This window comes from Sporofaciens sp. St.21A7, from assembly GCF_059728535.1.
In genome coordinates, this window is the sequence record NZ_BAAGFN010000001.1 from 847,630 (window position 1) to 861,411 (window position 13,782).

Consider the following 13,782-nt stretch of genomic DNA (forward strand, 5'->3'; position numbering starts at 1 on the left):
GATGGCAAATGAAGAGAAGGATTTAAGAGGGCTTGCCGGACGGATTTATGACCTGGATGAAGAGGTCTACCGGGAACTTGGCTCCTCTCTGGGGCGTGTGTTTAACGGGAAGAAGGACGACTGTATCGAGGAAACGGTACGGATGATGCATGAGCGGAACGAGGCGCATATCCTGAGAAATGAGCTTGCGCTGATCAGCAATATGGCGCGGACGATTCCAGATCAGGCGAGTAAGAAAAGGATCATGGCAAAGTATGATGAGATTCTGAAAGCAGTCACGGAGCTTCCAGCCAGTTTTACCCAAGGGGATATTCTGGATCAGAAGATTGCGCAGTTAAATACGTTGAATCTGCAGTCGCGTTTTGCGGAAAATGACCACCTGATTATCTGTATCGGGCGTACTTACGGCTGCGGCGGCAGTGAGATAGGGTTTACGCTGGCGGATACTTTGAAGATTAATTACTATGATGTTGAGATATTTGACGAGGTATTGAAACGGTTAGAGGCGGAGAAGGCTTCCGTGCTGGATCGGGGCGGTTATCCTTATAAGAAGGGAGAGGGGGATAACCGACAGTATTTGAATGAGATCCCGGCATTTACCCCTGCGCCGAAATCGACGCTCAAGGAAAAATTCAGGGAGTTCAACCGGTATCACGGGCTGCCTAAGAAGGACGCCGTGTTTTTTAACCAGAGTGATTTGCTGTGCGATATGGCAAAAAAGGAAGATTTTGTGGTGATGGGGCGGTGTGCGGATGCGATACTGACCAACAACCGTATCCCGCATATTAGTATCTTTATCACAGCCCCCTTAGAACAGCGGGTACACCGGGTTATGGAAGTGCGTGGGGTCGAGAATGAGAAGAAGGCGAAACGTCTGTTAGCGCGGCTCGACAAGGCACATATTAAGTATTATAAGTATTATACGGGGCGCAACTGGGGGAAGGCAAGGAATTACGACCTGTGTATTAACAGCGCAAGTTATGGGATTCAAGGGTCTGTGGATTTAATCATGCGGATGATTAGCGGGCGTGGGGAGTAAGGCGGGGAACATTTAGATTATCCTGTTATATGTTTCAAACTTCAAGAAGATGGGAGGATTTTACAAATGAAAAAGTTTATGGAAGAGTTCAAGGCATTTATCGCGCGCGGCAATGTCATGGATATGGCAGTTGGTATCATTATAGGCGGCGCCTTCACAAGTATCGTTACATCTCTAGTGGAAGATATTATCAATCCGCTGCTTGGATTGTTTGGAGGAATGAATTTTGACCGTTTGCATGTGAAGCTGCTGGGGGAAGTCACGCTTAACTATGGGAAATTTATCACTGCTGTCGTGAATTTCCTGATCATGGCATTTATCGTATTTTTGCTTATGAAAGTGGTAAATGGCATGGGTGACAAGATTACAAGAAAAGAAGCGGAAGAGATACCAACAACAAAAAAATGTCCTTTCTGTAAGAGTGAAATCGCAGTTGATGCGACAAGATGTCCGAATTGTACATCTGAGCTTTCTTGCTAACCCACTCTGTTATGTCCGGTCTGCCGGCATGCAGTGTATAAATGGAATAGAAGTGACATTCAGGCGTATGAGATGCAGCAAATCACACGCCTGATTTGCAATGGACATATAAGAGGATATCGCTAACCGGCGTTCACATAATATTGCGCTTGTGCATGCCACAGTTCATAATATTTCCCCATTTCATCCGCAACCAGTTCCTCATGGCTGCCCTGTTGGATGATGGCTCCTTCGTGGAACACCGCAATCTCATCGCAGAATTTACAGGAGGAGAGGCGGTGGCTGATGTAGACAGCCGTCTTATCGCCTGCGATGTCGTTAAATTTAGAGTAGATTTCCATCTCTGCCACAGGGTCTAAGGCAGCCGTAGGCTCATCTAGTATGATGAACGGCGAGTCTTTGTATAACGCCCTTGCAAGCGCGATTTTCTGTGCTTCCCCACCGGAGACGTTCACGCCGTTTGGCTTCATTTCTTTATAAAGATAGGTGTCTAGCCCCTCGGGCATGGCGGTAAGCTTGTCACTAAATCCTGCCTGCTCCAGGCATTTCTTGGCGCGTCTGCGGTCATAGTCTGCTTTGCCGGCGACATTTTCTCCCAGCGGAAGGGCAAAAAGCCGAAAGTCCTGGAATACGACGGAAAAAAGATTGATGTAATCGTCGTACTGATATTTGCGGATGTCAATTCCGTTCAGTAAAATCTGCCCCTCGCAAGGGTCGTAGAGACGGCACAGCAGTTTGATAAATGTGGTCTTTCCGGAACCGTTCATGCCTACGACGGCGAGACGGCTTCCAATCCGGAACTTTAAGTTTACATGGCGCAGCGCATACTGGCTGCAGCCGGGATACTGGAAGGATACGTCCCGGAATTCAATCTCATACTGCCGGTCGGAACGTTTTTCTGTGGTGAGGCTGCCCTGATACATGGTATTGGGCAGATCCAGAAACTCGAAGGAGGTTTTCAGGAATTCACCGTTAGCGTACAAAGGTCCCGAATATCTCAGGATATCACAGATTCCCAGAAACAGTCTGGTGATAGCACTGATATATTGTGTCACGGAACCGACGCCGAAAGCTCCGGCATAGGATTTCAGGCATACGAACAGGCAGATAATCCCGGTCAGTAATGCGTAAATAGCCTGGGAAAGGGCGGAACACAGACCCATCGGACCACGGGCACATTTGGCAAGTTTGGAATCCGGGGCAAATAAGTTGCAGGCTTTTACGTAGGTTCTGTATACATTTTCGTGCTGGCTGTAGATTCGGAAATCTTCCATGCGTTTCGGGTACTCGTCTATCATACCGTAGAAGCGAAAATAACGGTTGCCAAGCTTTGCCTGTGACATATGATGGAGCCAGTAACCGATGCTGCGGTTCGAGCAGTACGTGGAAAGTACCGCCGTCAGAAGCATGACCGACACAACCATTACGATGCTAAGCGGATGGTTTAGGAATGCGAAGCTGCTGTTGCCTTTCGGAACGGGGGACAAAAACAGGGTGACGGTCATACCAATACCGCCCAGACATTGAAGTGTAGCTGTGGATAGTTTTTCAAACAGCGTCACAATGGAGCGGAATCCCCAACAGCTTACCTTATCGTTTTGCAGGATTTGAGAATATAGGTCGAAAATGTATTGCCGGTCAATATCGGCATAATCCAGCCTGAACATTTTCTCCATGTAAAGTTTGCTGTGTATGCGGTCGGAAGATTCTTTTTCATAGTTTTTCCAACGGCTTAATATTCCTCCGATTAGCGCCATGATTGCGGCAGAAGATATCTGCAGCAGAACCAGCCTGATAAGTTCCTGAGGATTGCGGTTCCCGGCAAGTTCATTGATGATCCTGGCAGACAGCCAAATCGTGACATAGGGACTTAACGCCTCGAAGACGGAGGATGCCAGAATAGATAATAACAATTTGGGGCAAAACTTTTGCCAGATAATGAGGGAGCGGTAATTGAGTTTCAGCGCTTCCCAGTAAGTCAGTTGTTTTTGCTTCATCATTGTGCATCTCCTTTCGTCTCCCTGTCTTTATAATAGTGACTCTGTATCTCAAATAATTCTGCATATTTACCACCTAGTGAAAGCAGTGATTCGTGGGTGCCGTCCTCTGCAATATGCCCTTGCTCCAGAAAAAGTATTCGGTCGCAGAAACGGGTAGAGGCAAGTCTGTGGGAGATAAACAGGGCGGTTCGTCCTTCGGTCATTTCATTGTATTTCAGATAAATTTCATTCTCTGCTATAGGGTCAAGGGCGGCGGTAGGCTCATCAAGCACGATAATAGGAGCATCCTTGTAAAAAGCTCGTGCCAGCATCAACTTCTGCATCTGCCCCCCGGACAGTTCGACGCCATCCTCGTAAACCTGGCGGCCAATCTTCGTTTCAAGAGCATTGGGAAGAGCCGCGACGGTTTCTGATATGCCTGACCGTTCAAGACATGCCTGGACTTTTTCCATATCAATGTTATCTGCTCGTTGTGCCACATTTTCCGCCACACTGGCTTCCAAGACAGAGAAGTCCTGAAATACTGCAGAAAACAGGTCGTAGTAATCTCGGCGGTTGTATTGGCGGATATCTTCACCGTTCAGAAGGACGCGGCCTTCTGTGGGGTCAAGGAATCCGCATAGGAGTTTTATAAGCGTTGTCTTGCCGGCTCCGTTTGAGCCTACGATGGCAAGCTTCTCGCCGGGACGGATGGTCAGACTGATATGGGAGATTACATCCTTTGAAGCATAGGGATAACGGAAGGATACATCCTCCAGACGAAGTTCGTAATCTCCGGAAGGGTTTGTGGCAATCGCGGTTCCGTCCTCAAACCGGAATGGCTCCGGCCATTCCAGGTATTCACGGAGTGTAGAGAGGTCAAGGCTCTGTTTGTGCAGTTCGGTAAACTGCTCCAGAATCTCCGTAACCCATTGGGTGAATCCACTGACAGCTGTGAAGTAAAGAAGGAATTTTGAGGCAGGCAGCCCGTCTCTTAGAGTCAGAGCGAGCAGATAAGCATAAGCAATACCATTTCTAAGCAATGTAAGCAAAAGGTCTATGATATTTGTCCATATATATACTTTTTCACGTCTGGCAAGAAATGACTGGTATAGATGGAATGCACTGCCCCATACGTCGGTCAGCCATGGGCGCAGACCAAAGATTCGGATATCTTTGGCATAATTGCGCGAAGTGCCTGTCTGGCAGATATAGTCCATTTCTTTTATGTAAGCAGTTTCTTCTTCCCTATGGCGATACCCCCATTCGTTCAGGCGTTTGCTCAGGAAGAAACCGATAGTTGTAGTAAGAATGACGACTGCAATAAGAAATGGGTTCAATCCGGACAATAGCAGCAGGTATATCAGAAAACCCATAGCATCTGTCAAAATCAGGACCCAGGTATCCCAGATTGCTTCCGTAGGAGCGGTGTTGGAGCTGCATGCCTGTTCAGCTTTGCTCTTGAAGCTGATAAATCTAGTATCCAGAAGGTTAGAGTAAGAAGTACGGGCAAGTTTACGTCCGATTAACCATACGATTTCTGTGCGGATTTCGATACGCCCGAATGAGGTATTTTCGTACAGATATCCAAGAAACCCGTTGAGAATCACAAGGCTGACGCTGAATATACCAATCAGTATCAGCAGTTCCGTAAGCGATGCGTTTGTTTCTAATTTTTGTAGGATGGAAGGAGTAAGCAGCAGTTCTGCAACTGTGCTTCCTGTGGTTGCCAGCGCCAGAGCGATCCCTATAAAAATGACGCTTGGGCAGGTATTCCAGGCAATACGCACCATGAAAGCGGTATTCTGCCATAGATTATACTTTGTCTTTTTGGCGGTTGTTTTCGTCATAGTTACCTCCTCGTAATGAAATAATGTCCATAATCCTTTCTAAAAGGTTCATGGACATCATAGTACGAAAATCTGCTCTCGGATATTTTCGGGGACGAATTGCTCAAAAGGGGGGATGAATCGTTTTCTCATAACTGGGGTATTAGAATCTCCGTTGTAAAGGCCCCGTCTTCGCTGTTTCGGCTTAGATACCCGTCCAGCCGTTCGATAATCTGGTCAATGCGCACCAGCCCGAACCCATGCCCGTCTCCTTTGGTTGTGCCGAACAGCTTGCCTTTCTTCTCAAGTTTCTTTGTGGCGGTGAAGTTGGTAAAGGACAGGTAGAGCTGTGTGCCTTTCATGTCCATGTATACCCGGATCAGCCGCTCATCCTTTGGCAGCGGCAGACTGGCTTCGATGGCGTTGTCAAAGAGGTTGCCGATGATTATACAGAGGTCAAGCTCTGACATATGCAGCTTTACGGGGATATGGGCGTCCACATGGACTGGGATATGTTTGGACTTAGCAAGGGAAATCTTACTGTTTAAGATGGCATCCGCCATGTGGTTTCCGGTTTTGACTACCGTATCTACCGTGTTTAAATCCGTATCCAGTTCGTCCAGATAAGCCTTGATTGCATCCATATCTCCATTTGCGGCAAATGCCTTCATAGTCTGGATATGGTTACGGTAATCGTGCCGCCAGCCGCGGATTTGGCGGTACATATTCTCTACCTCCTGGTAGTGGGTTTCAATCAGTTCACGCTGATAGGCGGCAAGCTGTTTGTCGATTTGACGGGATAAAAATGACATGATTTACCTCCTGAATGTATCATGTATAAGAAATGACAGCACGGTTCAAGGGTTCATAGGCTCCTCTGGGAAGTGCAAGGGCCGTTCCGTCCAGAAGATGGACTTCTGTTTTTGTAATCCGCCGGATACTGTTCAGATTTAAAATCATGGAACGTCCCACCCGGTAAAACCGCTGATCCAGTTCTTTTTCAAAATGGTTCAAGGTCTGCTTGACCGTATAATCTTCCTTGCCATGAATCGTCACATAGTTTTTCTGCACATCCAGATAACGGATTTCATAGAGTGGAATCCGCACCATCTCGCCCGACTGATTCAGGTTCAGGCAGCGGTCGTTCTGGTTCATCTTTTCAACGGCGCGGTCCATGACCGAGAAGAATTTGTCTTCCTTCACAGGTTTCATCAGATAGTGGAGGGCGGCTACTTCGTAGCCTTCTGCGATATAGTCAGAATAACCCGTAATAAAGATGATCTGTAAGGCTTCATTTTCTCGGCGTACTTGTTTCGCAAGAGTTACGCCGTCCATGCCCTTCATCTCAATATCAAGCAGAATGATGTCAAAGTATTTATTTTCCGCATAGCGGAACAAGAAAGCCTCTGCCGAAGTGAAGGTTTCCATTTTAAGCTGGATATCCTGTCTCAAAGACCAGATGTCTAAGAGTTTTGACAGATATCCGGAATCTGCGGGATTATCGTCACATATGGCAATATGGCAGACCATAGGTACACCGCCTTTCTGGTTTTCTACATGATAAGATCAAAAATCTGCTTTCCCTGATACGTAATCCATTCCATCCGCGGCTTCTTCTGGCGACGGAAATCAAAGGTCAGCAGATATCCCTTTTCGGCGTGCATGCTTTCCAGGTATCCGAAGAGTTGCTCATAGGCGTCTTCATGTTTTTTTGTTCCATACCAGCGTTTTAACTCTAAGATATATTGCTCAGTTCCGTAATCTACGATCAGATCCATCCGGCGTTCGGTATTCGTACGGGATTCTATATGGTAAAATCCCTTCCCGTTGATTAGCGGACGTAGGTAAGTAAGAAAAAGAATCCTGCCGTTTTCTTCCAGAAACTTCCTGTTTTTTATATTTTCATAAAGTTCCTCATAATGATGTGAGAATGTCTCTAATACGTATTCCATGCAAAAATGGCCGTCCTGTATCACATCTTCTGACAAGACTCCTGTGATTTTTAAATGCTTTTTATCTTCCTGATTTCTGGATATAAAATAATTTGCAATCTTTATCTCGAACATGCGGTTATCAATCACGGATTTTCCGTTATCATTGCGGATGAAGCCAAAGGTCGCCGCTAGATCCACCGTACCATTTGTCCGCTCGAATGGCTTCTCTTGTCCCAGGATTAAAAGTTCGTACATAAAAGTCCGCAGTTCAGTATTATTCTCCAAATGGTGGGAAATGTCATCAAAGAGCGTATTTTTTTCTAGTAGGATATTTTTAACTGCCATTTGGATTCCGGAGCAGTCCCATGCCAATCCCGTTTCGTCAATCTCCTGACAGATTCGGCTTACAAGGAAAGGATATCCATTGGTATAGTCCCAGAGCAGGGACGCCGTTCGGGGGATATCCATTCCGGTACGATGGTCTGTCTCATATTCCGAAAGCATAGACTCAATTTCAGAGGCAGAAAAAGACATATCAATATCAAAATTTGCCGCAATGTTCCAAGGAGAGTTGTATTTCACTTCCCCTTGTGGCGTTGAATGATAACCTCGCTCTATCATATGGAGTTTCATATTTTTTATGTCGTAAACGCCGGCAAGAATCACGCTAAAAAAAGTAAAATCCTCATTTGCTTTCCTTGCCAGATATTTTTCGCGGAGCATGCCGAGAAAATGTAGGAATACCCGATTGTCCGAAGCCTGATCCACTTCGTCGATCAGCAGGACGATTTTTCGGTTCATACAGAAATCCGTAATTTTTTCAGAAAGCCTCAGGAAACTGTCCGTGTCTTTTGGATAGCGGTTCCATTGCTTCATATCTTCCGAAGATGCTGATGAGAAACGAAGGCTTTTGCCAAAAAGTTCGTCAAATCCAAGACAGAATTTAGCCTCGTCCGAAAAAATAGTTCCGCCGATTCCCTCGAAACTGATTCTGGATACAATATAGTCCATATTCAAATTTTTTTTTAATGCTTGCAGTGTGGTGGTCTTTCCATATTGTCTTGCGCGGTTGATTGTAAAATATTCCTCCATATCGACCATACCACGAATCTTTTGTATTTTATCAGAGATATCGACCATATAATCCTTATCTGGCGTACATAGACCAGTTACATTAAAATGTCTCATGAAAGCTGCCTCCTTAGGCACATGAAAGCTCGATTGCCTTAAAAAATATTATCTCTATTATACTATAGAGCCGCTGTTATGGGAAGAATGAAATGGTACAATGCAGCTAAATGCAGCTAAAATGGATGTGTCAATGAGAGCGTTATAAGTGTGGACATCGGCACATTCATGACAGGATTCCTACATTTCATGACAAAGTAATTGGCATAGGACTGCAATTTTGGTATCCTGATAAGATAATGTTATATCCCAATGAATAGATAGTGTGGTGACGACAATGTTGGAAATTGCAATCTGTGACGACGAGCCGGTTATGCGAAAAGAAATTTCCCGCCATTTTTCAGACTACATGGCAAAAAGACAGGACATGGATTATCGCATCAGGGGATTTGAAAGCGGAAAACAGCTCCTTGCATGGGGGCATGATTTTGACTTGATATTTCTGGATATCCAGATGGAACAGCCTGACGGCATGGAGACGGCTAGAAGGCTCAGGCAGAGGGGGAGCCAAAGCCTGCTGGTCTTTGTGACTGTACTAAAAGAGTGTGTGTTTGATGCATTTGAGGTGGAAGCATGTGACTACCTGCTCAAACCGTTGGATACCGGACATTTTGAACGGACGATGGAGCGGGTGTATGAGCGTATTAGGCAAAAGCCTGCAAAACGGCTTTTGGTGCAGAGAGGAAATCAGAGCCAGGTGGTCTTGCTGTCCGAGAGTGTATACTGTGAAGTCCAGGGAAGGAAAATCTATATTCATCAGAAAAACGGGGAAATCATCGACTATTATGACCGGATGGAGAACCTGAAAAGTCATGTGGACGGTCGGTTCTTCCAATGCCATAGGAGCTATCTGGTGAACCTTGACTATGTAAGGGGCTGCGAGGCAGGACAGGTATTGCTGCCAGAAGGAGAGAAGATTCCCGTGTCAAGGCTGCGGGAGCGGGAACTGACGCAGGCGCTTCTGTGCCATATGAAAGAAAGAAGGATAGCCGAAAGGCACAAGGAGCGCCCATGAGCATAAGCTATATCGGCTCATGGCAATATCAGCTTGGAGGAGGTCGGATATGGATTGGTTCAGTATTTTGCTTGTTGTCCTTACGCTTACCGGATTAAGTATTGCGCATATCGTTTTTATCGCCGCCATTAGCGGGAAAGAATGGAGAATTTGGCAGATGGCTGTTTATTTTTTCATGCTCTGCATAATTCAGAAGATTTGCGTGGTGTTGAATTTTCTTGATTTCATTTCGGTTTGCATAGAAATAACGGCATTATATGTAATGAGCCGATGGGCGCTTAGGAATCGCCCTTCCGTGTCCTGGGTGGCGTCTGTCCTGGCCGTTTATGTCACGCAGCTTTCGTTCGGGATTATGAATGCTGTGGAAGTCTTGCTGATGCCGCCGTCCATAAGAGGTCCGCTGTTATATCTACTCATTATTCTGGCGACTGCCGCCACATTTATGCTGAGCGCCTTCTGTTATGCATTTATCCGGAAGTTCTTATCATTGGAAGAAGAGAGCTCCTACATCTGGATTCTGTTGTTATCCGGTCTGTTTTTCTGCGCGGCGGAATTTTACATTATGCAGAATTCATATGTCCATGTGAATTTTCATGAGCCGGGAAAGCATTTGCTGCTGCTTATGCTGCAAGTCATGGGGCTTGGCGCGCTCTGCTGTACCCTGTATGCCTATGGAAGGGCGCGTTGTGAGCTAAAGACCAAGGCGAAACTTGCTTCTTTATCCCAGGCGGCGCAGGCTCAAAAAACCTATATTGCAGAGGCGCAGATGCGGTATGGAAAGACGCGCTCGTTCCGCCATGACATCAAGAATCATTTATCTGTGTTGGGCAATCTGCTGAATACGGGGCAGATTGAGGAGGCGAAAGATTATCTGGAGAAACTGGAATATAAGACGGCCGAATTATCTTTTCCATACCAGACGGGCAATCCTGTTGTGGATGTGCTGCTGGGGGAGAAGATGGAGCTGGCAAGGCTAGAGGGGATTGAGACGGCAGTTTCCGTTATCCTGCCAAGAACCTGCGGGATTGATGACTTTGACCTGTGTGTGATATTTGCAAACGCGCTGGATAATGCGTTAGAGGCGTGTTCTGCCCTTGGTGATGCTAGGAAAATGATGACAGTAAGAGGGGAGGGGCAGGGGGACTATTATATGCTGGAATTTGATAATAGCTGCGCCGCAGGAACGGCAGTGGCGGAAGGAATTGGTCTTTCCAATGTAAGGGCAGTGGCGGAAAAATATCATGGTGCAATGCAGACGGAGTATGGAAACCAGCGGTTCCGGCTGAATGTGCTGCTGAATTTGTCACTCGCTGAGGTCGGCAGGTATCAGAATGCGCAACCCAATGTATGAGCTGCATTCTGATACATAAAAACGACAGGTCATGCCAAATCCATTGCAATCCTGTGAGAACGGGGTAAAATGGCATTGTAAGCAGATGAGTTGACAAGAATAGGAGGGAGAATATGGGACCGATTTCAAGAGTGAATGCCAGGCCGATAGATCCGTATTTGCAGTGGAGAGAAAGGATGGAAGAGAAGAAGGCTGAAAAAGAGAAGTATGCAGGCTCTCAAGATTTGAAGACATCTAAGACTGAGAAGGAGTCTGGTTTTGCCAAAGGGGCCGGGAATGTTCCGGGACAGCGTATAAGAGATGAATATGTTCCGGGACCAGACAGAACTCCGGAATCCGGAAAACTTCCGGAAAGTGGGGAAGAGCCGGATAAGGCTGCAAAGAAGGCGGACGGGATGGAACCGGATAAGGCTGCAAAGAAGGCGGACGGGAAGAAGACGGAAAGGTACATGGGAAGCACAGATAAGGTTGACCGTGAGATTGAGAAGCTAAAGAAGCGGAAAAGTGAGCTGGAAGGGCAACTTAGGATGGAACAGGACGAAAGCAAGGTTCAGAGTTTAGAGCGGGAGCTTGCACAGGTGGAAAGAGAACTGAGTCAGAAAGACAACGACGGGTATAGGCGCCGGCATATGGTGATGACGAAGATGTGACCGGTTGGATAAGCGTGGGGTGTTGCAAAATGCGGCTTATATAGAGCTGTTTTGCAGCACCCCTCTTTTGATAGATGAAAGGATTTTACTTCAAGTAAAAATGCGGTATAATGAATTTATTCATTGTGCTAGTGTGCTGCCTGAATATAATGCAGACAGCACACTTGTATCAGAGTTGCGGCAGGAGGGAGAAAAATGGCGGAATTAACATCTATGAGGAACATTGGCAAGGAGATGGCAAAGAAGCTGACATCGGTCGGAATTGATTCTCCTGAGAAACTGGCTGAGTCGGGTGCAAAACAGGCATTTTTGAAGCTGAAAATGGCATACCCGAACGTATGCCTGGTACATCTCTACGCGCTTGAGGGAGCAGTTGAGAATATAGAATTTAACAGCCTTTCGGAAGAGAAGAAAAAAGAGTTGAAGGAGTTCAGCGAATTTTTAAAGGGATAGCCGCAAAAGGACAGCTATCCTTCAAAAGAACATCTTACGGCAAGGATTTCAATTCCTAAAATTCCATATAGGATATACAAGAACCATGGCACGGTTCCCAACAATCCTGCGATTAAAACAAGAGCCGCAGGTACGATATATTTCCTCGGATGATGCCAGAGGTCGCTTTCAATTTTCCAGTTCTTGATTGGATAGGACCATTCTAACCAGACAGAACCGACTGCGCCCTGCAGTGCGAAGAAGACTGCCATGAGGAAGGCATCCATACCGAGACTTCCCAACCGGGCGGCAAGGCTTAACAGGAAGATGATATCTACTGACAGATTCACGCCGAAGATAAAGACACAGTATGAGACACAGAATAATCGTTTCTGTCCGGGCAGAAAACGAACCGCCTGATTGAGCGAAGGGTCGCAGGAGAGCAGGGTGCACAGGGGTGTGTTCATGGAGAGAATCCCAAGGCCGATTGGCAGTATGAATCCCGGCTCTGTATTGCCGAACAGTAATGGAAGCACACAGGCAATCCCGCACATGGCGGCAGTGTTGACAAGGTAGTTTTTATGTGCCGTCAGATAGCGGAAGAAGTATTTCCACATGTATGCACAGCCGCTCTTCTGGGGCGTCAGCCTTGCTGCATGGACAGTCTGCCAAGGGGACTGCCTACCGGATGACTGCCCCATATAGAATGGTTTTGCGAAAACACGATGCAATGGGAGAAAGAACCTGTAAGCATCCATATTTCTTAAAAGAACAAATATAAGGCTTGGAAGGAAGACCCCATTCAGCGCGCAAAGTACGCTCACAATCAGTTCCGGCAGATTGCGGTCAGAGACAGCAAACACAGCAGACCAGAGCATTGTAGTTTTCGTAATGAGCGTATAAATGCCCAGCATCCCCACATAGCCAGAGATAAACTCCTTTCCAACGAACGGGAGCATCAGCATATGTTTCAGCTGTCCCGCGTGGTCGGAGGAGGAAAGAGCCTGCCACATAATCCCGGCGGTAAATACGGTGGTCATCACATACAGGACGGACGGGGCAATCCTGACCTGAAGTCCGGTAATATGCAGGCTGTAGAATAAGATGATTTCGGTAAAAACCGTCTTGCCGAGCCTTTCATACCTTGCCCCGAATAATTTCTTTGCAAATGCTTTATAAATGTGTTTCTTCATGCAGCGCCTCCCTGATTTTTGCTGTATCGATTTCTTCTTGTCCAAAATTCTTCTGTATTTTTCCGTTTTCCAAAACCAGCACCCGGTCAGAGGTCAGGGTGACGCTTTCTAATATGTGGGAAGAAAACAGGACGGTTCCATGTTCTTTATAACCGGCAATCAACTGGTACAAATACTCCGTACTGGCAAAGTCCAGTCCGTTTACCGGTTCGTCAAGAAGAAGAAGCTCTGGCTTCAATGCAAATGCAGTGATTAAGAAAGCCTTCTTCTGATTGCCCATCGACAAATCCTTTAGCAGCATTTCCGTATACTCCCCGAAATGGAATCCTTCGACGAGACAGGATATGTCAGGAATCTTCTGCCCATACGCCGCGAATACATAGGACAGATATTCCCAAAACGTAAAGTACTGAAAGGAGTGGTCTTCTGCAAAGACGGTATAGCGGCGCAGCTTGAAATCCGGGTTCCGGAATGTGGATTCGCATCCGTCCACCAGAATCTGGTCTGCATGAAAATGTGGATGCAGACCGGAGAGCAGGTTCAGGAAGGTGGTCTTTCCGGCGCCGTTCAGCCCGATTAGCCCAATCGCTTCATGGGCGTTGATTTCTATGGAAAAATCAGTCAGTATATGCTTTCCCGGGCGATACCATGCCCGAAGGTTTTGGAGCGATAACAATGGTGGGCGGTTCATA

The 13,782-nt window shown here is 46.6% G+C and carries 13 protein-coding genes; 6 read left to right on the forward strand and 7 right to left on the reverse strand.

Annotated features, from left to right (window positions below):
• Position 1 precedes the first annotated feature (1 nt).
• Both AC6I3O_RS04005 and mscL read left to right on the forward strand, forming a co-directional pair.
• Positions 2 to 1,039, forward strand: coding sequence for a cytidylate kinase-like family protein (locus tag AC6I3O_RS04005; protein ID WP_497849833.1), 1,038 nt, complete (start codon positions 2 to 4; stop codon positions 1,037 to 1,039).
• A gap of 66 nt (positions 1,040 to 1,105) precedes the next feature.
• Complete coding sequence (gene mscL / locus AC6I3O_RS04010) at positions 1,106 to 1,519, forward strand: large conductance mechanosensitive channel protein MscL (RefSeq protein WP_497849834.1); 414 nt, start codon at positions 1,106 to 1,108, stop codon at positions 1,517 to 1,519.
• Positions 1,520 to 1,641: 122 nt separating this feature from the next.
• Here the strand turns inward: mscL and AC6I3O_RS04015 are convergent, their stop codons facing one another.
• The 5 genes from AC6I3O_RS04015 to AC6I3O_RS04035 form a co-directional block, all read right to left on the reverse strand.
• Positions 1,642 to 3,519, reverse strand: coding sequence for an ABC transporter ATP-binding protein (locus tag AC6I3O_RS04015; RefSeq protein WP_497849835.1), 1,878 nt, complete (start codon positions 3,517 to 3,519; stop codon positions 1,642 to 1,644).
• The gene (locus AC6I3O_RS04020) at positions 3,516 to 5,348 is read right to left on the reverse strand and encodes an ABC transporter ATP-binding protein (RefSeq protein WP_497849836.1); all 1,833 of its coding nucleotides are present in this window, start codon (positions 5,346 to 5,348) and stop codon (positions 3,516 to 3,518) included. Before AC6I3O_RS04020 ends, AC6I3O_RS04015 begins: the two co-directional genes overlap by 4 nt.
• 128 nt (positions 5,349 to 5,476) lie before the next feature.
• Entirely contained in the window at positions 5,477 to 6,139 is a 663-nt protein-coding gene (locus AC6I3O_RS04025; protein ID WP_497849837.1) for a sensor histidine kinase, read from the reverse strand.
• 19 nt (positions 6,140 to 6,158) lie between these two features.
• On the reverse strand, positions 6,159 to 6,857 hold the full coding sequence (locus AC6I3O_RS04030) for a LytR/AlgR family response regulator transcription factor (protein ID WP_497849838.1): 699 nt from the start codon (positions 6,855 to 6,857) through the stop codon (positions 6,159 to 6,161).
• Between the two features lie 23 nt (positions 6,858 to 6,880).
• Positions 6,881 to 8,449 (reverse strand): P-loop NTPase family protein, encoded by a 1,569-nt coding sequence (locus tag AC6I3O_RS04035; protein WP_497849839.1) that lies wholly within the window; start codon positions 8,447 to 8,449, stop codon positions 6,881 to 6,883.
• Positions 8,450 to 8,726: 277 nt separating this feature from the next.
• On the opposite strand from AC6I3O_RS04035, the gene AC6I3O_RS04040 reads away from it, so the two are divergent.
• The 4 genes from AC6I3O_RS04040 (at position 8,727) to AC6I3O_RS04055 (ending at position 11,918) form a co-directional block, all read left to right on the forward strand.
• Positions 8,727 to 9,464 (forward strand): LytR/AlgR family response regulator transcription factor, encoded by a 738-nt coding sequence (locus tag AC6I3O_RS04040; protein WP_497849840.1) that lies wholly within the window; start codon positions 8,727 to 8,729, stop codon positions 9,462 to 9,464.
• A 49-nt stretch (positions 9,465 to 9,513) separates the two neighbouring features.
• Positions 9,514 to 10,815, forward strand: a complete 1,302-nt coding sequence (locus AC6I3O_RS04045; protein WP_497849841.1) for a sensor histidine kinase — start codon at positions 9,514 to 9,516, stop codon at positions 10,813 to 10,815.
• Positions 10,816 to 10,928: 113 nt separating this feature from the next.
• Complete coding sequence (locus AC6I3O_RS04050) at positions 10,929 to 11,465, forward strand: hypothetical protein (protein WP_497849842.1); 537 nt, start codon at positions 10,929 to 10,931, stop codon at positions 11,463 to 11,465.
• A 195-nt stretch (positions 11,466 to 11,660) separates the two neighbouring features.
• Positions 11,661 to 11,918: a TfoX/Sxy family DNA transformation protein gene (locus tag AC6I3O_RS04055; protein ID WP_491868258.1), complete on the forward strand. Its 258-nt coding sequence runs from the start codon at positions 11,661 to 11,663 to the stop codon at positions 11,916 to 11,918.
• 14 nt (positions 11,919 to 11,932) lie between these two features.
• Here the strand turns inward: AC6I3O_RS04055 and AC6I3O_RS04060 are convergent, their stop codons facing one another.
• Together AC6I3O_RS04060 and AC6I3O_RS04065 are read right to left on the reverse strand one after the other, a co-directional pair.
• Positions 11,933 to 13,090 carry a hypothetical protein gene (locus tag AC6I3O_RS04060; RefSeq protein ID WP_497849843.1) on the reverse strand — a complete coding sequence of 386 codons (1,158 nt, stop codon included), beginning with the start codon at positions 13,088 to 13,090 and terminating at the stop codon, positions 11,933 to 11,935.
• Positions 13,071 to 13,781, reverse strand: coding sequence for an ATP-binding cassette domain-containing protein (locus tag AC6I3O_RS04065; RefSeq protein WP_497849844.1), 711 nt, complete (start codon positions 13,779 to 13,781; stop codon positions 13,071 to 13,073). The genes AC6I3O_RS04060 and AC6I3O_RS04065 overlap by 20 nt, the downstream gene beginning before the upstream one ends.
• Position 13,782: the final 1 nt, after the last annotated feature.